We start from the raw sequence: 23,602 nt of genomic DNA on the forward strand, positions 1-23,602 counted from the left end.
ACATTTTTTTCAACTTTTCAGCATCTTGCGCATTCGCCACCCCGATTCGCCACGCGTTCAGGCGGTAAGGCGGGTCAGGGCCTCGCGGTATTTGTCCGCGGTCTTGCGTGCGACCTCAGCAGGCAGCGCCGGCGCCGGCGGCTCCTTGTTCCAGCCGGTGGACTCCAACCAGTCGCGAACGAACTGCTTGTCGAAGCTCGGCGGATTGCTACCTTCAGCGTAACTGTCGGCTGGCCAGAAGCGACTGGAGTCAGGCGTCAGTACCTCGTCCATCAGCGTCAGTGTGCCGTTTTCGTCGAGGCCGAACTCGAACTTGGTGTCCGCGATGATGATGCCGCGGGTGGCTGCATACTCAACGGCGGCGCTGTAGAGCGCGATGGAAACGTCACGCACCTTTGCGGCCAGCTCTGCGCCGATAATGGCTTCGCATTGGGCGAAGGAGATGTTTTCGTCATGATCGCCCACGGCCGCCTTGGTCGAAGGCGTGAAGATCGGCTGCGGCAGTTTGGCCGCCTCCTTGAGTCCTGTCGGCAGCGGGATACCGCAGACGGTGCCGCTCTTCTGATACTCCTTCCAGCCGGAGCCGGCGATATAGCCGCGAACAATGGCTTCCACCGCAACCGGCTTCAGGCGCTTGGCCACGACCGCGCGGCCCTCCACCAACGGCAGCTCAGCGGGCGGAACCACATCCTCGGCGCGATCGCCGGTGAAATGATTGGGCACCAAGTCTTTTAGCTTGTCGAACCAGAAGTTGGAAATAGCCGTGAGAATCTTGCCCTTTTCGGGAATCGGCTCGGCGAGAATCACGTCGAATGCCGAGAGACGATCGGTGGCGACCATGAGCATGCGCTTGTCATCGATCGCGTAGAGATCACGGACCTTGCCCGAATAGATCTTCTTCAGGCTCAGGGTGGAGGGAGTGGTCATAGGGAGATTCCGCTGTTGGCAGGTCGTCAAAACAAAACAGGCGAAACCGAAGTTTCGCCTATTGGGATCGGTACAGGGCTGCCGGCTTCCTTTAGCCCAGGTTGTCCTTGATCAGCGACAGTACGCGGCGCGCCACATCGGCTGGAGCCACGGCGTCGATACCCTTGTCCAGTGTCACCAGCACCTTGTCGCCTGCGCGAGTCAAACGCAGCTGATAACGCTCGGCACGCGCCTCGATCTCTTCCTTGTCTTCTCCGCCGAACAACCGTCCGAAGAAGCCCGGCTTTTCCTGTGGGTCCTTCGCGCCTTCGGCGAGGTTGACGTAATAAACGCCCAGGCTGCGATCCAGGTCATCGACCCGCACGTCGCCAGCCTGCAGCGCACGACCGACACTTGACCAGGCGCGGTCGAAGTCGGTCTCCAGCTGCAGCACCGGAATGCCTGCACCGTCGTCGCTAAGCGTGACACGGCTGGGCGCGTCGAAGTCGCGTTCGGCGAGCAACGACACGGAGCCGCCCTGCTCGGCGCTGCTGGCCAGCTTGGCATGCAGTTCGTCCAGCAGCACGCGATCAAGCTCCGGGTTGCTGGCGGTCTGCGGCCAGGCAATCTCCTCGCTGCTGCCGAGTGGGCGCTTCACGCTGAGCAGGTAGACTTCGCTGGTATTGCGCTGCACGCCGGGCTCGACACGCACGCGCACCCGCGCTTCATCGTCCTGCAGGCCGAGATTGCGCGCGACGGCTGGATCGAGCTGATCGCCACGTTGCCAAGCGGTGCTGAATTCGCCGGTCTGCGGACGCTCGTCGGCGATGTCGAAGCCGTTTTGGACGAAAAACTGCCGCGTCGCCGCCCACACCTGGGCTGGCGCACGCTGGGCGACCAGCCAGCGGGCGTCCTCGGAGCTCTGGATGCTGAAATCGCTGACCTGTGCCGCCACCTGCAGACGCTGCGGACGCGGTACTTCGTATTCGCCGGTATGCGTGGAGTCAGCGACCTGGCTCGGGATCGGCAGCAGCGGATCGAGCGGGCGGATCTGGCCTTCTACCGGCACCTGCATCGGCGCGACCTGGCGCGCTGAAAGATAATCGCTGCCGCGATCGCGGAAATATCCGTCTTCGCCCCACAGCCAGCCGCAGCCGCTGGTAGCAGAGATGATCAGGGCTAGGGTCGAGAGTCCGGCCAGTCGCTTCATGCGTATTCCTTTGTTGTTCAAGCCAGCACGCCGGTATGGCGCATTGCCTGGCGTAGCGGTTCCTGGTAGCACGCACTCAGCCAGGTCAGTGGCAGGCGAATGCCATTGCCCATCAGACCCATTTCATGCAGCGCCCACTTCACCGGAATCGGATTCGACTCAAGGAACAACGCACGGTGCAGAGGCATCAGGCGCTCGTTGATGGCGCGGGCCGTCACCGCATCGCCGGCCATCGCCGCGGCACAGAGATCGCTCATAGCACGAGGTGCCACGTTGGCGGTCACCGAGATGTTGCCCTTGCCACCGAGCAGCATCAGCTCGACGGCGGTAGGATCGTCGCCGGAATACACCAGAAAATCCTTGCCGACCCGATCCAGTACTTCCTGGCCGCGCTTGAGATCGCCGGTCGCTTCCTTGATGCCGATGATGTTCGCCACCTTGGACAAACGCTCGACCGTCTCCGGCAGCATGTCGCACACGGTGCGGCCCGGCACGTTGTAGAGAATCTGCGGAATCGCTACTGCTTCGGCGATGTGCTTGAAATGCTGGTACAGGCCTTCCTGGGTCGGCTTGTTGTAATACGGTGTGACCAGCAAGCAGGCATCGGCACCGGCGGCACGGGCGTTTTCCGTCAGCTCGACGGCCTCGCTGGTGGAGTTGGCGCCAGTGCCGGCGATGACAGGAATACGGCCGGCAACCTGGTCAACGACGCGACGTATTACCTCGATATGCTCAGCCACGCTGAGGGTCGCCGATTCACCGGTCGTTCCGACGGCAACGATTGCATTCGTACCTTCCTGCAAATGGAAGTCGACGAGTTTGCTCAGGCTATCCCAATCCAGACCACCCTGTGCGTCCATGGGGGTGACCAGCGCCACCATACTGCCCGCAATCATGCAACCGCTCCTGCCGGAAAAAGAGAGGCGTAATGGTACAAGGCTCCATTGCGCTTTGCGAGCACACCGCGTAGTCCGAACGCAATGACCGGATGCACTCGCCAGCCCACGTTTCCACGCCCACCGACGGTACGACACATTCCCACACGCAGCGCTTTTCGCTACTCTTAGCCGTTTTCGGCTTGGCTAGCCGACCCGATTCATCACCGCCAGGAATGTTGCATGTCCACCCCTCCAGTACCCCGCGAACAGTTCCTCGTCATCAGCGCCCTGGGCGCAAGTCCCATGGAGCTGACCAATGTGCTCTGCCGGGCCAGCAACGAGAACCGTTGCGCCGTCGTCAGCACGCGGCTGACTCGCCACGGCGCCTGCAGCGCGCTGGTGCTGGAGATCACCGGCAGCTGGGACGCCCTTGCGCGCATGGAAACCGCCCTGCCCAGCCTGGCCAAGAAGCACGGCTTTACCGCCAGCGTAGTGCGTAGCGAGGCCCTGGAAAGCCGCCCGCAGGCGCTGCCGTACGTCGCCTATGTCAGCGCCGTGTACCGACCGGATATCCTCAACGAACTGTGCCAGTTCTTTATCGATCACCGCGTTGAGCTGGAAAACCTGACCTGCGATACCTACGAGGCACCGCAGACCGGCGGCACCATGCTCAATGCGACACTGACCGTTACCCTTCCCGCCGGCACCCAGATCAGCTGGCTGCGGGATCAGTTTCTCGACTTCGCCGATGCGCTGAATCTCGATGCGCTGATCGAGCCGTGGCGCCCGCAAAACCCGTAAGGAATTCCGATATGGCAATCGAACTCGACCAACCCGTCGCGACCTTCCAGGCACAAGCCACTGGCGGCTTGCAGGTCGATCTTGCCGCGCTGAAGGGCGAACAGGTCGTGCTGTACTTCTACCCCAAGGACAACACGCCGGGCTGCACCACCGAAGGACAGGATTTCCGAGACCGCTATGAGGCCTTCCGCGCGGTCAATACGCGGGTGTTCGGCGTCTCGCGCGACAGCCTGAAGACTCACGAGAACTTTAAAAACAAGCAGGGCTTCCCCTTCGAGCTGATCAGCGATCAGGACGAGCAACTCTGCCAACTGTTCGAAGTGATCAAGCTGAAGAAGCTCTACGGCAAGGAATATCTGGGCATCGATCGCAGCACCTTTCTGATCGACCGCAACGGCGTGCTGCGCCAGCAATGGCGCGGCGTCAAGGTTCCGGGACATGCCGAGGCGGTCTTGCAGGCTGCCCAGGCGCTGAACGACGCCTGAACCGAACGGGGCGATTTTTCGCCCCTCACAACGTTGATCACTCGTCCCTCAGGCCTTCCTCAGCCAGTAGCGATAAAGACCGTCCTGTTCCTCCTCGTGTAGCAATGCGTGCCCGGCCAGCCTGGCGAAACTGCGAAAGTCCCGTTGCGAGCCCGGATCGCTGGCGATCACCTTCAGCACCGCACCACTGGGCAGGCCGTTGAGCTCCAGCTTGGCCTTGAGCAACGGCATCGGACAGGCGAGCCCTACCGCATCCAGCTCGGCGTCGAAAGCAAGAGTCGGTTCGTTCGCCTCGGTCATGGTCCAGCCTCCGCAAAAGGAACGCAGAATACCGAGCACGGACGCCCTCTGGCCAGCCGCCCGAACACAAGGCTACAGTAGCACTCCACTACGATGAGCCCGCCTGGATGAATCTGCTGCGCCCGACCCTGCTGACGCTCGCCTGCCTGCTCGCCTCCCCGCTACCCGCCAGCGATCTGCCGTCGCTGGGCGATGCCAGCTCGAGCATCGTTTCACCCGAGCAGGAGTATCTCCTGGGCCGCGCCTGGCTCAGCCTGCTGCGCGGACAGGTCCGGCAGCTATCCGATCCGTTGCTCAAGGATTATGTGGAAAGCAGCGTCTACCGCCTGGCGGAAACCAGCCAGCTGCAGGATCGCCGCCTCGAGTTCGTTCTGCTCGAGAGCCCGCACCTCAACGCTTTCGCCGCACCGGGTGGAATCATTGGTGTCAACGGCGGCCTGTTCATTCATGCACAGACGGAGGCCGAGTACGCCTCGGTGATGGCACACGAACTGGCGCACCTGTCGCAGCGACACTTCGCTCGCGGCCTGGAAGCGCAGCAACGCATGCAAATACCGATGATGGCTGCCATGCTTGCCGGTGTGGTGGCTGCCGCGGCCGGAGCCGGCGATGCCGGCATCGCCGCGATCGTCTCGACCCAGGCTGCGGCGATCCAGGCACAGCGCCGCTTTTCACGGCAGAACGAGCAGGAAGCAGACCGCATCGGCATTCTCAACCTTGAGAAGGCCGGCTACGATCCACGCGCCATGCCACAAATGTTCGCCCGCCTGATGCGTCAGTATCGCTACGACCAGAAACCGCCGGAATTTCTGCTGACGCACCCGGTTACCGAATCGCGCATCGCCGACACCACCAACCGCGCCGAGCAGCTCGCCAACGGCGGCATCGAGGACAGCCTGCGTTACCAGCTGATCCGCGCGCGCACACAGCTGCGTTTCGAAACCACGCCCGGCCTCGGCGCCAAACGCTTCCGCGCACAGCTCAACGAGAATGCCGACCTCGACGCCGCGCGCTATGGCCTGGCGCTGGCACAGATCAAGGGCGGGCAACTGGATGAAGCGCGCAGCACCCTCGCGCCGTTGCTGAACAAGGCACCGGACGAATTGATCTACAACCTCGCCCAGATCGAACTGGAGATCACCGCCAACCGTCTGCCTCAGGCGGAGCAATACCTGCAGCGCATGTTGCGCCAGTACCCGGGCAGCTACCCGTTGCGCCAGGCACGCATCGATCTGCTGATCAAGCAGGGACAGACCACCCAGGCAGCCAAGGAACTCGATCAGTTGGCTGCACAACGCAGCGCCGACCCGGACATCTGGTATCAGGTCGCCGAGATTCGCGGGCTGACGGGCAACATCGTTGGCGTTCACGAAGCCCGTGCCGAGTATTTCGCGCTGGTTGGCGATTACGACCAGGCTATCGAGCAGCTGGATTTCGCCAAGCGGCGCTCCAGCAACTTCCAGCTCGCCTCTCGAATCGATGCCCGCCAGCAAAGGCTGATGGAAGAAAAACGCATGGTCGAGGACATGCTGCGCTGATCGCCGTACCGGGGCGAGCTCGCCGACTGGACGAATTCGCCTCTCCTCCAACTCCCCCTTGGCACCCTCTTCGCAACAGTCGCTTAGGCGTTGCCAGCCTGGCGCAGGCGCGCCGCCTGGGTGAAGTCGAGCATGCGTTTAAGCGGCCTGACCGCTCGCGGTATCAGCGCCGGATCCACGCGAATCTCGTTACTGCCTTGGCGTAGGCAATCAAGCGTGCGCTCAAGGGTATTCATCGCCATCCACGGACAGTGCGCGCAGCTGCGGCAGGTCGCGCCCTGGCCGGCAGTAGGCGCCTCGATGAAGGTCTTGCCAGGACACAGCTGCTGCATCTTGTAGAAGATGCCACGGTCGGTCGCGACGATAAACGATGTGTTCGGCAGCGTCTGTGCCGCCTTGATCAGCTGACTGGTCGAGCCTACGGCATCAGCCAGCTCGATTACCGCTTCTGGCGACTCGGGATGCACGAGAATCGCCGCATCCGGATATAGCGCCTTCATGTCTGCTAGCTGCCGCGCCTTGAACTCCTCGTGAACGATACAGGCGCCATCCCACAGCAGCATGTCCGCACCGGTTTCACGCTGCACGTAGCTTCCCAGATGCTTGTCCGGCGCCCAGATAATCTTCTCGCCGTTATCCATCAGGCTTTCGACGATCTCCAGCGCGCAGCTGGAGGTGACCACCCAGTCGGCACGCGCCTTGACCGCGGCTGAAGTATTGGCATAAACCACCACGGTACGCTCCGGGTGCTGATCGCAGAAGGCCGCGAACTCCTCGACCGGACAACCAAGGTCGAGCGAACAGGTGGCATCCAGCGTCGGCATCAGCACGCGCTTCTCGGGATTGAGAATCTTCGCCGTCTCCCCCATGAATTTGACACCGGCGACCACCACTGTCTGCGCCGGATGCTCGTTGCCGAAGCGCGCCATTTCCAGCGAGTCGGAAACACAGCCGCCAGTCTCCTCGGCCAACGCCTGGATAACCGGGTCGGTGTAGTAGTGCGCAACCAGGACCGCGTTCTGCTTCTTCAGCTCGGCGGCGATCTCGCTGCGTAGTTGCGCCTCCTGCTCGGGCGACAGCGGCTTGGGCTGCTTGGCCGCGAGATGAGCCTGCACAAGAATGCGTTCGGGTATTTGCGTCATGTTGCGGGTCCTGCGTGCACATTTGCGTGAAGCGCCGAGTATACCCGGGCATCGAACGGATTCGGCAGTTGGCGCCATTAAAGCACTTAAGCGAGCAGATGCTGGCGCAGCAGCCGCGCGCCCCGTCATGCGCTTCGGCCACCCAATCACCGCAAAAGCGCTAATCGAGTCACGCAGAAACAAAAAAGCCGGCGACCCTAGCGGTCTCCGGCTTCATGGCTCTCTTAAGAGAGAATCTGGTGGGTCGTGTAGGATTCGAACCTACGACCAATTGGTTAAAAGCCAACTGCTCTACCAACTGAGCTAACGACCCGATGCGGGCGCATGATACTGATTTGATTGATGAAATCAACGACTTTTTTATTTTTTCTTCACCGATAACGCGTCGGATCGGCGATTCCGGCTGCAGCAAATCCGGCTGCCCGCAAACGACAGCTGTCACATTTGCCGCAGGCGCGCCCATCATCATCTGCCTGATAGCAGGACACAGTCATCGCATAGTCCACGCCCAGGCGCGCTCCTTCCTGCACGATTTGCGCCTTGCTCAACTGCAGCAATGGCGCCCGGATACGGAACCCGCGGCCCTCGACGCCAGCCTTGGTCGCGAGATTGGCCAGCCGCTCGAATGCCTCGACGAACTCTGGCCGGCAGTCCGGATAACCCGAGTAATCGATCGCATTGACCCCGATGAAGATGTCATGGGCATCCAGCACTTCCGCCCAGCCGAGCGCTAGTGAAAGGAAAACTGTGTTGCGTGCCGGCACGTAGGTAACCGGAATACCCTCGCCGGGGAGCTCGGGCACCTCGATGCGGTTATCGGTGAGCGCCGAACCGCCGATGCCATCGAGATTCAGCCCGATAACCTTGTGCTCGACCACGCCAAGCTGGCGCGCGACTCGCTCGGCAGCCTGCAACTCAGCGCGGTGACGCTGCCCATAGTCGAAGCTCATCGTGTAACAGCTATAGCCCTGGTCGCGGGCGATTGCCACGACCGTCGCCGAATCGAGGCCACCCGACAATAGGATGACCGCTCTTTTCTCGCCCATGCCTATTCCTCAAAGGGTTGATAGTCGGCCGCAGCAGCGCCGGAACTCAATGTCCGGGCGCGTCGTTCCAGATGATCTTGTGCAGCTGTAGCTGCAGGCGCACCGGCAGATTGTCGTTGACGATCCAGTCCGCCAACGCACGCACATCGACCTGCCCATGACTGGGCGAGAACAGCACCTCGCCCGCACGCCGCTCCAGCCGGTACTCGATCAGCTTCGACACCGCCCAGTCATAGTCTTCGCGCGAACAGATAACGAACTTCACCTGATCGTTCGGGGTAAGCAGCGCAATGTTCTCGTAGCGGTTGCGCGCGACTTCGGCGGAGCCCGGTGTCTTCAGGTCGAGCACGCGACTCACCCGTTCGTCCACGCCGGCGATGTCCAGCGCTCCGCTGGTTTCCAGCGACACGCCGTAACCGGCATCGCACAGTCGTTGCAGCAGCGGCAGACAATTGGGTTGAGCTAGCGGTTCGCCGCCAGTGACGCAGACATAACGCGGCGAGTAGGCGGCGACACCCTCGAGGATCGCCTCGAGCGTCATCAGCTCACCACCGTTGAAGGCGTACGCGGTATCGCAGTACTGACAGCGCAGGGGACAGCCGGTCAGGCGAACGAACACCGTGGGTAGGCCACTGGTGCGCGTCTCCCCCTGCAGCGAGTAAAAAATCTCGGTAATTCGCAGAGTCTGGTGCATATCAGCCACGGGCGTGACGGCTAAACAGGCCATCCGCCTCCGTTGCAGGTAAAGGGGGCGCCGATTCTAACGAAAAAACCCGCCTTGTGTGCGGGTTTCGTTTGATCGAGCAATCAGCGGTTGAGCTGTCGCTGCGCCAGCTGCGCCGCCGAGCTGTTCGGAAACTGAGCAATGACCTGCCGCAGAATACCCTGCGCCTTGTCACGGTTGCCCAGTCTCAACTCGACATCGGCGAGCTTGTACAGCGAATCAGGCACTTTGTTGTGCTGCGGATAAAGCTGACTGACCTTGGCAAAAGCCTGCCCGGCTCCCTGCAGGTCGCCTTTTGCAAGATTAACCTCGCCCAACCAGTACTGGGCATTGCCCGCATACTGACTGTTCGGATACTTGCGCAAAAAAGCACCGAATGCCTGGCTGGCCTTGTCGAAATCCTTGGCCTTGATCAGATCGAAGGCAGCGTCGTAGTACAGCTTCTCCTTCGCCGGATCGCCTGCCGAATCGCCCGAGGGCGCCGGGGCATTTGGTGCAACACTGCCGCCGCTGGCGCTCTGACCAGCATCGGCAACGGAATTCTGACCTGACGCGGCACTACCAGCGGCACCACTGGCTAAGCGACGATCGAGATCCTGGTAACGTTCCAGTCCTTCCTGTTGCAGGCGCTGGATCTGGTTCTGCTGCTCCTCGAGCATGCCGCGCAATTGCGCGATTTCTTCCTGCATCTGCTGCAGCTGCTGGAAGATCATGCCCTGTGCCGAGGCTGGAGCAGCGGCTCCACCCCCGACATAGGCACCACCACTCTCCGGTGCGACCGTGGAATAACCCGAGTTGCCGTAAGCGGCTCCCGAATCACTCTCAACTACCGGCACCTGGGCAACCGCGATCAGCGGCATTCCGAATACTGCGAAACTCAGAGCGTGGCGGTACTTGCGCATGACAAATTACTTACGCAGTTCGACGCGGCGGTTCTGAGCCCAGGACTGCTCGTCGTTGCCCATGGCAACCGGACGCTCTTCGCCGTAGGAAACCAGTTCCAGCTGAGCCGGGGAAACACCTTGCAGCACCAGGTAGCGCTGAACGGCCTTGGAGCGACGCTCGCCCAGAGCCATGTTGTACTCACGGGTGCCGCGCTCGTCGGTGTGGCCTTCCAGAACGACGCGAGCGCCGTTGCCTTTCAGGTCCTTGGCGTGTACGTCGAGGGCACGCATGGCTTCCGGCTTGAGGTCGGAGCTGTCGTATTCGAAGTAGAAGGTGGTGATGGCGCGCAGAGCAGCTTCTTCGCTCATGCTGCCGTCAACGGAACCAGCGTCCGCACCGTAGCCAGCGTTAGGATCGATAGCGCCCGAGCCTTCGCCGGAATCGTCGCCGCCCTTGGAGGAACAGCCAACAGCGACAGCCATGGCCAGAGCCAGCGCGGTGAACTTACCGAATTTCAGCATTTCCATCTGTAACAACCCCAGGTGTGGTTTTTGGTTTGTTGGTTAAAAAAGCGTTGGTACCGCATCAGTTCAGGTAAGGGGACCAGGATGGCTCTCGGACTTCGCCTTGAGCAGTAGGAAGCGGGAGCCTCACTCGCCCATTGATGGACACGAGCATCAGGACTCCCCGGCCCTGCTGGCGGGTTGCGTAGATTAGCATGGTGCCATTAGGCGCAACAGTGGGCGACTCGTCCAGAGTGGTCTCCGACAGCAGGCGCAGGCTGCCCCGCTGAAGGTCCTGAGCGGCAACTTTGAAGTTGGTGTAACCATCCTGCCGATGAATCATTACCAGCGTCTTTTCGTCAGCCGACAGTTTCGGGTTGGCGTTGTAGTTACCGACGAACGTAACCCGCTCAGCCGCACCGCTGCCCAGTCGCTGCTTGTAGATCTGCGGCTTGCCAGCGCGGTCGGAGGTGAAATAGATGGTCTGGCCATCAGCCCCCCAGAACGGCTCGGTGTCGATCGAATAGTGGTTGGTCAACCGCTGCAGCTGCCGCGAACCCAGATCCATCACATAGATTTCCGGATTGCCGTCTTTGGACAGCACAAATGCTAAGCGATTGCCGTCCGGCGAGAATGCCGGGGCACCGTTCAACCCTTCGAAACCGGTGACTTGCTCGCGCCGACCGGTGTCGATGTGCTGGATGAAAATGCGCGGCCGCTTCTGCTCGAACGAAACATAGGCGATGCGCCGACCGTCAGGCGAGTAGCGCGGCGACAGGATCGGTTCGCGCGACTGCAGCAGCGTCACCGCGCGCGCGCCATCATAGTCAGAGCGCTGCAGGGTGTAGCGGGTGTTTGCGCCACCAAGACGCTCCGCCGTCACGTACAACAAACGGGTAGAAAAGGCGCCCTTGATGCCTGTGAGCTTTTCGAACGCCTGGTCGGAGACGTAGTGCGCCATGTCGCGCAGCTGATCCGGAGAACCACCGACACTGCCGGTCATGACCTGCTGCTCGGTGGTCACGTTGAATACACCGAACTGCACCTGCAGACGGCCACCGGCCGGCTGGATATTACCCACCACGACATACTGGGCGCCAAGTGCCTTCCAGTCACGGTAGATGATCTCGCTGCCGCGGGTCGGCATGCTGATCATATTCTGCCGCGGGATCGGCTGGAAAATTCCGGAATTACGCAAGTCATTGCCGATGATATCGGCCATGTCCTCGGGCAACACGGTGCCACCCTGCCAGCCGAACGGAACCACTGCCACCGGAATGGCGCGATCGGTACCGCTGGTGACGACGATGTTCTTCTCCTGCGCCACCGCCGTTCCCAGCAGGCAGCAGAGAAGGACGAGTAAACCTCGAAGGGAGTTGATCACAACGCTAGATCCTCTGGCGTAAACGTCATTTTGAACGACCGGTAGGGTTGGAAATCCTGCGGGCTGAGCCCCTGCATCTCCGTCAACCGACCAATATTCCTCACTGCAGCGACCGCGGAGTTGTCGAATGGCACATCGCCGCTCGACCTCGCCACGCTGACTCCGGTAATGGTGCCATCAGGCAACATGTTCACCTGCAATTGCACCGACATGTTGTTACGCGCCGAAGGCGGACGCGTCCAGCCTTCGGCAGCACGCAGGCGAATCAGGTCATCGAAGTTGCCCGCCACCTGATCACCCTGACTGTCGGCCAACGCCTGCTGGCGCTCAGTCGTGTCCGATAGCAGCTCAGCCAATGCCTGCGCCTTCTTCTCCTCGGCCGCTTTACGCGCAGCCTCTGCCGCAGCCTTCTTTTTCGCCGCTTCGGCCGCCGCCTTTTTCTTCGCGTCTTCAGCCGCTTTCTTCTTCGCCTGCTCAGCCGCCGCCTTTTTCTTCGCTTCCTCGGCAGCCTTCTTCTTGGCCTCTTCAGCTGCTTTTTTCTTCGCCTCTTCGGCCGCCTTCTTCTTGGCGATATCGGCCTGTTTCTGCTGTTCGACCTTCTTGGCTTCGTCAGCCTTCTTCGCCTCGGCAGCCTTCTTGGCAGCAGCCGCTTTCTCCGCTTCGGCCTTTCGAGCCTGCTCGGCCTTCTTTTGTTCCGCAGCCTTGGCCGCCGCCTGCTTCTGCTGCTCGACCTTGCGCTGCTCCATCTGCTCGGTCTCGTACTGCTTGGCAGCGGTCTTCTTGGCTTCGCCAGCGATCTTTTGATTAGTCTGGGTCGTTGCCTGGCTTTGCGACTTCAGCTGATACAGCGTGGCCTGGACGATGGGCTTGGATGGCGGCAAATCGGGCGTCATGGCGAAGCTGACGAAAAGCAGGCCGAAGATGATGACATGCAGGCCTACCGCCAGAACGACGGGCCAGAAGTAGCTTTCCGCAGGAGAGCGTTCAGCGTGCTGCATCAGGGCGCCTCGGTGATCAGGCCGACGTTGCCCACGCCCGCTTCCTGCAGCCCACCCATCGCGGCCATGACCGAGCCGTAATCGACCGCCTTGTCACCGCGCACGAATACCTGGATCTGCTTACCCTGGCTGCGGTTCTGATTCATGATCGCCGTGACCGCCCTGGTCATTTCGTCAAGCGTCAGCGCACGATCCTGCACGGTATCGGTGTCCACCTCGCTGCCCATATTCCAGTAATAGGTCTTGTCGGCCTTGATCGAAATGGTCAGCACCTGGGCGTTGTTGTCCTGCGGCAGCGCCTCGCTGCTGACCTTGGGCAGATCGACCTTCACGCCCTGGTTGAGCATGGGCGCGGTCACCATGAAGATCACCAGCAGCACCAGCATCACGTCGATGTAGGGCACCACGTTCATCTCGGCGACGGGCTTGCGTCTGTTGCGAATTCTGGCCATTACGTGAGGCCTCAATCTTCGGTGGTGTGAACTTTGCGATGCAGGATCGCCTGGAACTCGTCGGCAAAGGTGTAGTAGCGCCCGATCAGCATCTCGCCGCGAGCGGAGAAACGGTTATATGCGATAACCGCCGGAATTGCGGCGAACAAGCCGATAGCGGTGGCGATCAGCGCCTCGGCGATACCCGGGGCCACGGTCGCCAGGGTGGCCTGCTGCACTTGGGCCAGGCCACGAAAAGAATTCATGATGCCCCACACGGTACCGAACAGGCCGATGTAGGGACTGGTCGAACCGACGGTGGCGAGAAACGGCAGGCTCTGCTCGAGCTTTTCTTCCTCGCGGGAAATGGCCACGCGCATCGCACGATTGACGCCGTCCATCACCGCATCGGGATCAACGCCCTGCTGCTGGCGCAGCCGGGAAAACTCCTTGAAACCGGCGCGAAAAATCTGCTCAACGCCCGAGTCCGGATCGGGATTGCTACCGGCCTGGCGGTACAGCTTGGACAGATCGATGCCCGACCAGAAGCGCTCTTCGAAGGCATCCAATGAACGCTTGGCGGCACGCAGCAGATTGCCACGCTGGAAAATCATGATCCATGAGGTGACCGAGGCCCCCACAAGGATCAGCATGACCAGCTGCACCACGAAGCTGGCGTTGCTGATCAGGCTCCACATGGACATATGATCGACGTTGGCTTCCACGCTTACTCTCCTGCAGGGGATAGACCCGAGCCGGCGAAGGCTTCGCGCAGCGCTTCGGGAATGACTCGGGGTTTCAGACTTTCGGCACGCACGCAGGCCACCAGGACCTGACCTTCACACAGTAATCGCCCATCCGCGGCACACTTGACCTGCTGATTGAAACGCAGGCTGGCACGCTTCATTTCAACCACCTCGGCACTCACCAGCAGCTCGTCGTCCAGTCGCGCCGGGGCGTGATAACGCGCCTCGCACGAATGCACAACGAATAGCAGGTCCTCCCCGACGAGCTGCGACTGGTCGAAACCCAGATCGCGCAGGCGTTCGGTACGAGCCCGTTCCATGAACTTGAGATAGTTGACGTAATAGACGATGCCGCCCGCGTCGGTGTCCTCGTAATAGACCCGACAGCGATGGACGAACGGCTCAGCGTTGATTCGCGCGCGCATACTAGTGCCCGGCCTGGAAAATGCCAATTGGGTGGGTGAACAATATTTTCATCAATCCGTGTCGCCGCTGAACAGGTCCGGCGTGGGCGATTCGGCCAGACGCCGCGGCAGATTCAGACCGAAGTGCAGATAAGCGTGTCGCGTGACCACGCGCCCACGAGGCGTACGCATGATGTAACCCTGCTGGATCAGGTAGGGCTCGAGCACATCCTCGATGGTATGGCGCTCTTCACTGATGGCCGCAGCCAGGCTGTCGACGCCAACCGGCCCGCCGTCGAACTTCTCGATCAGCGCCAGTAGTAGGCGACGATCCTGGTGATCGAAGCCACGCTCGTCGACATCCAGCATATTCAACGCCAGGTCGGCAATCTCGCGGGTGATCTCGCCACGCCCGCGCACTTCCGCGAAATCGCGGACACGGCGCAGCAGGCGGTTGGCGATGCGCGGAGTGCCGCGCGCGCGACGGGCGATCTCGAAAGCTCCCGCCGCCTCGGTCGGCAGCCCGAGGATGCCTGCCGAGCGACTGACAATGGTCGCCAGGTCCTCGGTCGAGTAGAACTCCAGGCGCTGCACGATACCGAAACGGTCGCGCAGCGGATTGGTCAGCATGCCGGCGCGAGTGGTTGCACCGACCAGGGTGAAGGGCGGCAGATCGAGCTTGATCGAGCGCGCAGCCGGTCCCTCGCCGATCATGATGTCGAGCTGAAAATCCTCCATTGCCGGATACAGCACTTCCTCGACGATCGGGGAGAGACGATGGATCTCGTCGACGAACAGCACATCGCCCGCTTCCAGATTGGTCAGCAACGCGGCGAGATCGCCCGGACGCTCGAGGACCGGGCCGGACGTACTCTTGATCGAGACACCCATCTCTTCAGCAATGATGTTCGCCAGGGTGGTCTTGCCGAGGCCTGGCGGGCCGAAAATCAGGGTGTGGTCCAGCGCTTCGCCGCGGCCCTTGGCGGCGCGGATGAACAGGTCCATCTGCTCGCGCACCACTGGCTGGCCGATGTATTCGGCAAGCCGTAACGGGCGGATGGCGCGGTCCAGCTGCTCGTCGCGGTCACGACTGCTGGCGGTGATCAGGCGGTCGGCTTCGATCATGGCGCTACACCATGCCCTTGAGGGCACGGCGAATCAATTCTTCACTGCTCAAACCGTCTTCCTGTATGGCGCCGACTGCCCGACTGGCTTCCTGCGGCTTGAACCCCAACGAAATGAGGGCGCTGACCGCATCGTTCTCGGCGCTTGTGACTGCCCCGGCGCCGCGAGGTTCAACCACCAGCGTGGCGATCGAGGGCATGGTTTCCCAAGCCTTGAAGCGATCCTTGAGTTCAACCAGCAGGCGCTCGGCAGTCTTCTTGCCGACTCCGGGGATTCTCACCAGGGTCGACGTGTCCTGCGCCTGCACGCAACGCACCAGCTCGTCCACCTCCAGCCCGGACATTAGCGCCAGCGCCAGCTTCGGCCCTACGCCATTGAGACGAATCAGTTCGCGGAACAGCTCGCGCTCACGTTTCTCGAAGAAACCGTAGAGCAGCTGGGCGTCTTCGCGCACCACCAAATGGGTGTGCAGCGTGACGCTTTCGCCAACGCCGGGCAGGCGATAGAGCGTGGTCATCGGCACCTCGACCTCATAGCCGACGCCGTTCGCATCGAGAAGCAGATGAGGCGGCTGCTTTTCCGCCAGGGTGCCACGCAAACGTCCGATCACGATTCCGCTTCCTCCAACGTCGCCGATCTCGCTCGGCGACTGCCAAAACTGTCCTACCGCTCCGACCGTGGCTACAAGCGCAGACGTCCGCCCCGGCGCTTGGCGCCACTCAAACCGTGCGGAATCAGGCTCTGCCGATGATGCGCATGGCACAGCGCGATGGCCAACGCATCGGACGCATCGATCTGCGGCTTTTCCAGCAGCTTGAGCAGGTGCATGACCATCATCTGGACCTGCTGCTTGTCCGCCCCACCGGTTCCGGCGATTGCCTGCTTGACCTGGGTCGCCGTGTACTCGGCGATTTGCAGGCCGGCCTCGGCGCCGGCGACGATGGCCGCGCCGCGAGCCTGGCCGAGCTTGAGCGCCGAATCGGCGTTGCGCGCCATGAACACCTGCTCGATGCCCATCGTCACCGGCCCGTAGGTTCGGATCACCTCGCTGACGCCGCTGAATACAGCCCGCAGCCGCTCGGCCAGCTCGCCGCTGCCGGTGCGAATGCAGCCTGAAGCGACGTACTCGCAGCCGCGCCCGGTGTCACGCACCACCCCATAGCCGGTAATTCGCGAGCCGGGGTCGATTCCCAAAATCAGCGTCATGCCCGTGGTCGCGCTGTCTATTTATCCAGTGCGCGAGTATACGGCTGCGCCTCCCGACGCGCCACCGCAGAGCCCATTCATGCCCACGATTTCGTCAGACCGGCGCACATAAAAAAGCCGGAAGCGCCGCTGGACGTCTTCCGGCCTGCGTCTCCCAGACGTCGTCAGCCGAGCTGCTCCATGATCTCGTCGGCGATCTCGGCGTTGTGGTAGACGTTCTGTACGTCGTCCAGATCCTCCAGCGCATCGATCAGGCGCAGCACCTTCTGCGCAGTCTCGACATCGGTGATCGGAGCGGTGATCGAGGGGATCATCGCGACTTCAGCCTCATCGCCCTTGAAGCCGGCTTGGGTTAGCGCCTCGTTGACCGAGAGGAAGTCGGCGAAGCTGGTGTAGATCTCTACCGAGCCGTCCTCCTGGCTGACCACGTCATCGGCGCCCGCCTCCAGCGCTGCCTCCATCAGCGCGTCCTCGTCGACACCCGGCGCGTAGCTGATCTGCCCTTTGCGATCGAACATGTAGGCCACGGAACCATCGGTGCCGAGGTTGCCGCCATTCTTGCTGAAAGCGTGACGCACCTCGGCCGCAGTACGGTTCCGGTTATCGGTCATGGCCTCGATGATGATAGCCACGCCGCTCGGTGCGTAGCCCTCATAGGTCAGCTCGGTCATGTTGTCGGCTTCGTTGGAACCAGCACCACGGGCGATGGCGCGATCGATGACGTCGCGCGACATGTTGGCGGTCAGCGCCTTGTCCACCGCCAGGCGCAGGCGCGGATTGTCCGCGGGTACGCCACCGCCGTGCTTGGCCGCCACGGTCAGTTCGCGGATCAGCTTGGTGAAGATCTTGCCCCGCTTGGCGTCCTGACGCTCCTTGCGGTGCTTGATGTTGGCCCATTTGGAATGACCAGCCATAACTCACTCCATTTCTTCAACTGAATCAGAAGTTCTAAAGCCCAGACACGAGCGGGCTTCGCCGAATCGCCTGGCAAACCGCTACTGCCAAGACGAAGAAGCCTGGCAAAACCAGGCTTCCGATGGTGCTTATTCCGCCTTGGGCTGCTCGCGCAGGCGAATATGCAGGTCGCGCAGCGCCTTGTTGTCCACCGCACCCGGCGCCTGGGTCATCACGTCCGCAGCGCTCTGGGTTTTCGGGAAGGCGATCACTTCGCGGATCGACTGCGCGCCGGTCATCAGCATGACCAGCCGGTCCAGGCCGAAGGCCAGACCGCCGTGCGGCGGTGCACCGAACTTCAGTGCATCGAGCAGGAAGCCGAACTTCTCTTCCTGCTCGGCCTCGTCGATACCGAGAATGCGGAACACCGCCTGCTGCATTTCCTTGCGATGGATACGGATGGAACCGCCGCCCAGTTCGGTACCGTTGAGCACCATGTCGTAGGCGCGCGACAGCGCAGCGCTGGGGTTCGCCTCGAGTTCCTGCGGCGTGCACTTCGGCGCAGTGAACGGGTGGTGCAGCGCGCTCAGCGAGCCGTCGTCGTTCTCCTCGAACATCGGGAAATCCACCACCCACAGCGGCGCCCATTCGCAGGTCAGCAGCTTGAGATCATGGCCGAGCTTGATGCGCAGTGCGCCCAGCGCTTCGGAGACGATTTTCGCCTTATCGGCGCCGAAGAAGACAATGTCGCCATCCTGCGCACCGACGCGATCGAGGATGACGTTGAGGTTGTCTTCCGGGATGAACTTGACGATCGGCGACTGCAGACCTTCGACACCCTTGGCACGCTCGTTGACCTTGATGTAGGCCAGGCCCTTGGCGCCATAGATGCCGACGAACTTGGTGTAGTCGTCGATCTGGCTGCGCGGCATGCTCGCCGCACCCGGCACGCGCAGCGCGGCGACGCGGCCCTTCGGATCGTTGGCCGGGCCGGAGAAGACCTTGAACTCGACCGCGTTGAGCTGATCGGCGACGTCCACCAGTTCCAGCGGGATGCGCAGGTCGGGCTTGTCCGAGCCATAGCGGCGCATGGCCTCCTCGAACGGCATGTGCGGGAACTCGCCAAATTCCAGGCCCAGCACTTCCTTGAACAGCTTGCGGATCATGCCCTCGGTGATGGCGATGATGTCCGCCTCCTCGAGGAAGCTGGTCTCGATGTCGATCTGGGTGAATTCCGGCTGGCGGTCGGCGCGCAGGTCTTCGTCGCGGAAGCACTTGGCGATCTGGTAGTAGCGATCGAATCCCGCCACCATCAGCAGCTGCTTGAACAGCTGCGGCGATTGCGGCAGAGCGAAGAAGTTGCCCGCATGGGTGCGGCTCGGCACGAGGTAGTCGCGCGCGCCCTCGGGGGTCGGGCGGCCGAGGATCGGCGTCTCGACGTCGAGGAAGCCGTTCTCATCGAGATAGCGACGGATGCTGGCGGTGATGCGAGAGCGCAGCTTGAGCTTCTCGGCCATCTCCGGGCGACGCAGATCGATGAAACGGTAGCGCAGACGAGTTTCCTCACCCACGTCGCTATATTCGTTGAGCGGGAACGGCGGGGTTTCCGCCTCGTTCAGCACGTCCAGCTCGTAGCCCAGCACCTCGATGGCGCCGGAGGCGATGTTCGGGTTAACCGCACCGGCCGGACGCAGACGCACCTTGCCGCGAATGCATACGACGAACTCGCTGCGCACGCGGTCGGCGACGGCGAAGGTTTCCGCGCGATCCGGATCGAATACCACCTGGGCCAGACCTTCACGATCACGAATGTCGAGGAAAATCACCCCGCCATGGTCGCGACGGCGATGTACCCAGCCGCAGAGAGTGATTTCCTGGCCATCCAGGCTTTCATTGAGTTGGCCGCAATAGTGGCTGCGCATCATGGTGGTGTTCGCTTCTCGTATCTTTGATTCGTTAGGTCGCTGGAGCCGCGGTGCCGGCGCACCATTGCCGGGCGCCGCCTCCTGGCTATCGAGCCGCCGGGCACAAGCGCGGGATTATATCCGCATAATCGTCACGACGCAGCCGTTGCCCGGCAACCGAGCCCGGGCATTCGCTCGCAGGGAACCCACGGCGAAGAGCCCCTTCCAAAGCCAGGTGGCCTGCCGCGGCGCCACATCAGCAACAAACGACGCGGTTTTTCTGGCATAACTGCAACCGGATCACCCACCAAGGAGAACGACCATGGAAATCGATATCGGCATCGCCGAACAGGACCGTGCCGCCATCGCAGAAGGGCTGTCTCGTCTGCTCGCCGACACCTATACGCTGTACTTGAAGACCCACAACTTCCACTGGAACGTCACCGGGCCGATGTTCAACACGCTGCATACCATGTTCGAGACTCAGTACACCGAACTGGCGCTCGCCGTGGATGAGATCGCCGAGCGTATCCGCGCTCTCGGCTTCCCGGCGCCGGGAACCTACGCTGCCTATGCGCGCCTGTCGTCGATCAAGGAAGACGAAGGCGTGCCGTCTGCCGAGCAGATGATCAAGCTGCTGGTCGAAGGCCAGGAAGCGGTCGTGCGCACCGCACGTGGCATCTTCCCGCTGCTGGATAAGGTCAGCGACGAGCCGACTGCCGACCTGTTGACCCAGCGCATGCAGATCCACGAAAAGACCGCCTGGATGCTGCGCAGCCTGCTGGCAGCTTGAGTCATCCTCGCCGAGGCGGTCGCCATGCCACCCGCCTCGGCTGCAGGCTCCCTCCCCCGGGCGCACCGTCAGTGTGCGCCCGGCCAAGGCTCATTTGAGCGCCACCGGCCTTTGCTGTTAAATACGGCCGCGCTGCGGCGCCGAGTCTCTTCGCCAGTCAGGCATCTGCACGTCTGCTAGCTCATTCCCCAGGCACTCGCCTGCCGCCGCCTTTTCCTGTCGTGTATCCACTACGAGTCATAAGAATGCTCAAGATCGTCCATGTATTAACCGGCGTCCTCGCCTTACTGCTGTCATTCGTCCCTAGCCTGCGCGGCGATCTGCCGCTTCTCCTGCAACCAGCCGCACTCTGCCTGCTGATGATCGGCCTGCTGAATATCCAGTTCATTCCGTCGATTACCGCGAACACCGATCCGCGCACCCGTCCCGTTCTGCTCGGCGTATCAGTGCTGCTGGTGCTGGCCGCCGCAGCCCAGGCTCTCATCCTGCTGCTGCCGCTGGAGCAGATCGCCGGCCAACCGGCCACGCTCGCCAGCCTGCTGCTGGTATTCGTCGCCGTACTCCTGCACCTGGCGACCACTCGCACCCAGCGCCAGCCGCAGCGCGAACGCCCGCGGCAGCAGCGCGCACCCGCCGCCAGCGTCAGCGGCGCCGGCCGGGAAACCGGTACGGTGAAGTGGTTCAACACGTCCAAAGGTTTCGGCTTCATTTCCCGCGATAGCGGCGACGACGTGTTCGTGCATTTCCGCGCGATTCGCGGCGAAGGCCATCGCGTGCTGACTGAAGGCCAGCGCGTCGAATTCACCATCATGATGCGTGACAAGGGCCTGCAGGCCGAGGACGTGGTCACGCTGTAATTGCGACGCCGGCAGGTCTGCAGGCCTGCCGGCCTCTTGCGCTCCACCCGTCAGTAATGCGGTGGCGGCGCCTCGTCTTCCTCGCCCCCGATGCTGCTCTGCATTTCTTCCAGCCGCCTGGCCAATGCCTGCAACTGCAGCTGCATTCGATCAACCAGACGCCGCTGCTCGACCAGCACATCGTTCAGCGTCTGGATCGTATCGTCCTGAAATGCCAGTCGCGCCTCCAGATCGGCGATTCGCGATTCCACGTTCATAACTCACTCTCCGAAGCGAAACTGATCGGTCAACACAGTCTTGAGGCGGGCCCTGATCGCCGCCGCCTGATCCTGCGTATAGGGCTTGGGCTGATGCCGCCCCCACACCGGCGCCGGCCACGCCGCATCATCGCGGGAGCGGGCAATGACGTGCATATGCAGCTGGCTTACGACGTTGCCCAACGTCGCGACATTCATCTTGTCCGCGCCGAAACTGTCCTTGACGATTTCTGCAAGCGCGGTGGTTTCATGCCACAACTTCTGCTGGTCCGCCGCGTCCAGCTGAAACAGCTCGCTGACCGCCTCACGCCGCGGCACCAGTATGAACCACGGGTACTGTGCATCATTCATCAGCAGTAGCCGACACAACGGAAAGTCGCCAATCGGCAATGTGTCCTGCTCCAGACGCGAATCGAGAATGAACATAACGGCGCTCCTGTATGACAAGTCAGGCGCGGTCGAACCCACGCTGACGCCAAGAATACCCTTGCGCGCAGGTCTGCGCCCTGTCGGAGCAGAGTCAAGCGCGCATGCCCCACCATGCAGCACATGCTACCGCCTGCCCAGATGGGCATTCGCGCAGCTTCAGGCCGACACGACTTGAGTACGTTTCTTGCTAGACCGTGATTGGTTAAGTCCTGCACGTAAGCCGAAAGCAGGCTTGGCAAACTTGCTCTAGCCTATCGACGCAGCTAAACAGTACATTCTGCGAATGGCTTGATACGAAGAAGCGTAATACGCCGAAATCGAGCCAGATTCGGATAACAAGAAGCGATCTCTGCGTGCGTCGACACGAGAGCAAGCACCGTTTTGAACCAATGGAGCAAATCACGATGAAAGTGATGAAGTGGAGCGTAATTGCCCTTGCCGTTGCGGCGGGCACATCCCAGATGGCGCTGGCCAGCCAGCAGTCGGAAGCCAAAGGCTTCGTCGAGGATGCCAAGCTGGATCTGTTGCTGCGCAACACGTATTGGAACCGTGACCACAAAGATGGGGCAGACGACCGCAACACCTGGGCGCAGGGCTTCATCACCACGTTCGAGTCCGGCTTTACCCAAGGCACTATCGGCGTAGGCATCGATGCCTACGGGCTGCTGGGTGTCAAGCTCGACGGCGGCCAGGGCGACATGTTCCCCGGAGAGCCTAAGAATTGGGAAGACGATCTCTCCGAAGCGGGCGCCGCGGTGAAATTCCGCCTTTCCAATACCACGCTCAAGTACGGTAATCAGTTCGTCAATCTTCCGGTCATCGCCTCCGATGACTCCCGTCTGCTGCCTGAAGCCTTCACCGGCACCATGATTACCAGCAGCGAAATCGAAGGGCTTGAACTGAACGCCGGTCACTTCACCGCTGACAGCCCGATGGGCTCCCCCGCACGTGACGACTTCGGCCTGAAGAGGCTCGACGTCTTCGGCGGTACTTATGCCTTCACCGATAATCTCAGCGCCTCGCTGTACTTCTCCGATGTCGAAGACACTTACGACAAGAAGTACGCCAACGTTAATTACGTGATGCCGCTGGCAGACGACCAATCGCTGACCTTCGACTTCAACTACTACAGAACTGACGATATCGACCAGAGCTTCGTAGGTAAGGACGGAGCGGCGGTTGACGACAACACCATCTGGAGTTTGTCAGCCAAGTATGCAGTCGGGGCCCATGCGTTCATCGTTGCGCACCAGCGTGTCTCCGGCGATACCGGCTATCTGTACGATAACGGCGACGGTGGCGGCTCCATTTGGGTAGCCAACTCCTACCTCTCCGACTTCAACTTCAAGGACGAGCGCTCCTGGCAAGCCAGCTACGAGCTGGATTTCAGCGGCTACGGTGTGCCTGGCCTGCAATGGAAGACTGCCTACCTGCGAGGCGACAACATCGATTCAGGTTTCTACGAAGCTGGCAACGATGGCGAGGCGACCGAGCGTGAAATCTTCAACCAGGTTTCCTACACCTTCCAGGATGGCGCGGCCAAGGACCTGACCCTGCGCGCACGCAACTCCATCCTGCGCACCAACAACCCGGCCTGGAACGACGTGAACGAATGGCGCCTGTACGCCATCTATCCGATCAGCATCCTGTAACCGGCATTCATCGCAGCACCCCGGAGCCCGGCCAATTGGCCGGGCTCTCCTTTTTTATACGGCAGCCCCACGCGTCCACTCACGCGGGCCGGCTTCTGTACGCT

The 23,602-nt window shown here is 61.7% G+C and carries 27 protein-coding genes and 1 tRNA gene; 6 read left to right on the forward strand and 22 right to left on the reverse strand.

Features of this window, described 5'->3' with window-relative positions; genetic code table 11:
- Positions 1–57 precede the first annotated feature (57 nt).
- From HU825_RS00515 to dapA, 3 genes are all read right to left on the reverse strand, one after another.
- Entirely contained in the window at positions 58–927 is an 870-nt protein-coding gene (locus HU825_RS00515) for a phosphoribosylaminoimidazolesuccinocarboxamide synthase (RefSeq protein WP_156715161.1), read from the reverse strand.
- Positions 928–1,018: 91 nt separating this feature from the next.
- Positions 1,019–2,116: an NlpB/DapX family lipoprotein gene (bamC, locus tag HU825_RS00520; protein ID WP_043297604.1), complete on the reverse strand. Its 1,098-nt coding sequence runs from the start codon at positions 2,114–2,116 to the stop codon at positions 1,019–1,021.
- A 17-nt stretch (positions 2,117–2,133) separates the two neighbouring features.
- Positions 2,134–3,012 (reverse strand): 4-hydroxy-tetrahydrodipicolinate synthase, encoded by an 879-nt coding sequence (dapA, locus tag HU825_RS00525; RefSeq protein ID WP_234302699.1) that lies wholly within the window; start codon positions 3,010–3,012, stop codon positions 2,134–2,136.
- A gap of 222 nt (positions 3,013–3,234) precedes the next feature.
- Between dapA and HU825_RS00530 the strand changes: the two genes are divergently transcribed.
- Together HU825_RS00530 and HU825_RS00535 are read left to right on the forward strand one after the other, a co-directional pair.
- A complete protein-coding gene (locus HU825_RS00530) occupies positions 3,235–3,795 on the forward strand; it encodes a glycine cleavage system transcriptional repressor (RefSeq protein ID WP_043297601.1) in 561 nt (186 codons plus the stop codon).
- Between the two features lie 11 nt (positions 3,796–3,806).
- A complete protein-coding gene (locus HU825_RS00535) occupies positions 3,807–4,280 on the forward strand; it encodes a peroxiredoxin (RefSeq protein WP_054094978.1) in 474 nt (157 codons plus the stop codon).
- A gap of 48 nt (positions 4,281–4,328) precedes the next feature.
- Here HU825_RS00535 and HU825_RS00540 read toward each other — a convergent pair whose 3' ends face one another.
- Entirely contained in the window at positions 4,329–4,580 is a 252-nt protein-coding gene (locus tag HU825_RS00540; RefSeq protein WP_043297597.1) for a sulfurtransferase TusA family protein, read from the reverse strand.
- A 107-nt stretch (positions 4,581–4,687) separates the two neighbouring features.
- Here HU825_RS00540 and HU825_RS00545 point away from each other — a divergent pair, with 107 nt between their 5' ends.
- Complete coding sequence (locus HU825_RS00545) at positions 4,688–6,118, forward strand: M48 family metalloprotease (protein ID WP_054094979.1); 1,431 nt, start codon at positions 4,688–4,690, stop codon at positions 6,116–6,118.
- Between the two features lie 83 nt (positions 6,119–6,201).
- On the opposite strand, the gene nadA is transcribed toward HU825_RS00545, so the two are convergent.
- The 16 genes from nadA to aspS form a co-directional block, all read right to left on the reverse strand.
- On the reverse strand, positions 6,202–7,260 hold the full coding sequence (gene nadA / locus HU825_RS00550) for a quinolinate synthase NadA (RefSeq protein ID WP_234302700.1): 1,059 nt from the start codon (positions 7,258–7,260) through the stop codon (positions 6,202–6,204).
- A 237-nt stretch (positions 7,261–7,497) separates the two neighbouring features.
- Positions 7,498–7,573 (reverse strand) — tRNA-Lys (locus HU825_RS00555).
- A gap of 58 nt (positions 7,574–7,631) precedes the next feature.
- Entirely contained in the window at positions 7,632–8,306 is a 675-nt protein-coding gene (gene queC / locus HU825_RS00560; protein ID WP_234302701.1) for a 7-cyano-7-deazaguanine synthase QueC, read from the reverse strand.
- Between the two features lie 46 nt (positions 8,307–8,352).
- Positions 8,353–9,000: a 7-carboxy-7-deazaguanine synthase QueE gene (queE, locus tag HU825_RS00565; RefSeq protein ID WP_054094982.1), complete on the reverse strand. Its 648-nt coding sequence runs from the start codon at positions 8,998–9,000 to the stop codon at positions 8,353–8,355.
- A gap of 113 nt (positions 9,001–9,113) precedes the next feature.
- Positions 9,114–9,932 (reverse strand): tol-pal system protein YbgF, encoded by an 819-nt coding sequence (ybgF, locus tag HU825_RS00570; protein ID WP_234302702.1) that lies wholly within the window; start codon positions 9,930–9,932, stop codon positions 9,114–9,116.
- A gap of 6 nt (positions 9,933–9,938) precedes the next feature.
- Positions 9,939–10,442, reverse strand: a complete 504-nt coding sequence (gene pal / locus HU825_RS00575; protein WP_008567647.1) for a peptidoglycan-associated lipoprotein Pal — start codon at positions 10,440–10,442, stop codon at positions 9,939–9,941.
- Between the two features lie 58 nt (positions 10,443–10,500).
- Positions 10,501–11,802 (reverse strand): Tol-Pal system beta propeller repeat protein TolB, encoded by a 1,302-nt coding sequence (tolB, locus tag HU825_RS00580; RefSeq protein WP_054094983.1) that lies wholly within the window; start codon positions 11,800–11,802, stop codon positions 10,501–10,503.
- Positions 11,799–12,800 (reverse strand): cell envelope integrity protein TolA, encoded by a 1,002-nt coding sequence (gene tolA / locus HU825_RS00585; protein ID WP_043297587.1) that lies wholly within the window; start codon positions 12,798–12,800, stop codon positions 11,799–11,801. Before tolA ends, tolB begins: the two co-directional genes overlap by 4 nt.
- The gene (tolR, locus tag HU825_RS00590; protein WP_054094985.1) at positions 12,800–13,252 is read right to left on the reverse strand and encodes a protein TolR; all 453 of its coding nucleotides are present in this window, start codon (positions 13,250–13,252) and stop codon (positions 12,800–12,802) included. The genes tolA and tolR overlap by 1 nt, the downstream gene beginning before the upstream one ends.
- An 11-nt stretch (positions 13,253–13,263) precedes the next feature.
- On the reverse strand, positions 13,264–13,956 hold the full coding sequence (gene tolQ, locus HU825_RS00595; protein ID WP_008567652.1) for a protein TolQ: 693 nt from the start codon (positions 13,954–13,956) through the stop codon (positions 13,264–13,266).
- 2 nt (positions 13,957–13,958) lie between these two features.
- The gene (gene ybgC, locus HU825_RS00600) at positions 13,959–14,402 is read right to left on the reverse strand and encodes a tol-pal system-associated acyl-CoA thioesterase (protein WP_054094986.1); all 444 of its coding nucleotides are present in this window, start codon (positions 14,400–14,402) and stop codon (positions 13,959–13,961) included.
- 51 nt (positions 14,403–14,453) lie between these two features.
- Positions 14,454–15,506, reverse strand: coding sequence for a Holliday junction branch migration DNA helicase RuvB (ruvB, locus tag HU825_RS00605; RefSeq protein WP_043297584.1), 1,053 nt, complete (start codon positions 15,504–15,506; stop codon positions 14,454–14,456).
- A gap of 4 nt (positions 15,507–15,510) precedes the next feature.
- The gene (ruvA, locus tag HU825_RS00610; RefSeq protein ID WP_054094987.1) at positions 15,511–16,116 is read right to left on the reverse strand and encodes a Holliday junction branch migration protein RuvA; all 606 of its coding nucleotides are present in this window, start codon (positions 16,114–16,116) and stop codon (positions 15,511–15,513) included.
- A 71-nt stretch (positions 16,117–16,187) separates the two neighbouring features.
- On the reverse strand, positions 16,188–16,712 hold the full coding sequence (ruvC, locus tag HU825_RS00615) for a crossover junction endodeoxyribonuclease RuvC (RefSeq protein WP_003290080.1): 525 nt from the start codon (positions 16,710–16,712) through the stop codon (positions 16,188–16,190).
- Between the two features lie 164 nt (positions 16,713–16,876).
- The gene (locus HU825_RS00620) at positions 16,877–17,626 is read right to left on the reverse strand and encodes a YebC/PmpR family DNA-binding transcriptional regulator (protein ID WP_043297581.1); all 750 of its coding nucleotides are present in this window, start codon (positions 17,624–17,626) and stop codon (positions 16,877–16,879) included.
- A gap of 129 nt (positions 17,627–17,755) precedes the next feature.
- Positions 17,756–19,531 (reverse strand): aspartate--tRNA ligase, encoded by a 1,776-nt coding sequence (aspS, locus tag HU825_RS00625; RefSeq protein WP_054094988.1) that lies wholly within the window; start codon positions 19,529–19,531, stop codon positions 17,756–17,758.
- Positions 19,532–19,832: 301 nt separating this feature from the next.
- Between aspS and HU825_RS00630 the strand changes: the two genes are divergently transcribed.
- Positions 19,833–20,303 (forward strand): Dps family protein, encoded by a 471-nt coding sequence (locus HU825_RS00630; RefSeq protein ID WP_008567659.1) that lies wholly within the window; start codon positions 19,833–19,835, stop codon positions 20,301–20,303.
- A gap of 245 nt (positions 20,304–20,548) precedes the next feature.
- Complete coding sequence (locus HU825_RS18745) at positions 20,549–21,160, forward strand: cold-shock protein (protein WP_043297579.1); 612 nt, start codon at positions 20,549–20,551, stop codon at positions 21,158–21,160.
- A 50-nt stretch (positions 21,161–21,210) separates the two neighbouring features.
- On the opposite strand, the gene HU825_RS00640 is transcribed toward HU825_RS18745, so the two are convergent.
- Together HU825_RS00640 and HU825_RS00645 are read right to left on the reverse strand one after the other, a co-directional pair.
- Positions 21,211–21,417 carry a SlyX family protein gene (locus tag HU825_RS00640; protein WP_008567663.1) on the reverse strand — a complete coding sequence of 69 codons (207 nt, stop codon included), beginning with the start codon at positions 21,415–21,417 and terminating at the stop codon, positions 21,211–21,213.
- Positions 21,418–21,420: 3 nt separating this feature from the next.
- Positions 21,421–21,843 (reverse strand): HIT family protein, encoded by a 423-nt coding sequence (locus HU825_RS00645; protein WP_054094991.1) that lies wholly within the window; start codon positions 21,841–21,843, stop codon positions 21,421–21,423.
- Between the two features lie 407 nt (positions 21,844–22,250).
- Between HU825_RS00645 and HU825_RS00650 the strand changes: the two genes are divergently transcribed.
- Complete coding sequence (locus HU825_RS00650) at positions 22,251–23,498, forward strand: OprD family porin (protein WP_234303430.1); 1,248 nt, start codon at positions 22,251–22,253, stop codon at positions 23,496–23,498.
- The last annotated feature ends 104 nt before the right edge of the window (positions 23,499–23,602 follow it).

The organism is Pseudomonas phenolilytica, assembly GCF_021432765.1.
In the GTDB taxonomy this organism is placed as follows: Bacteria; Pseudomonadota; Gammaproteobacteria; order Pseudomonadales; family Pseudomonadaceae; genus Stutzerimonas; species Stutzerimonas phenolilytica.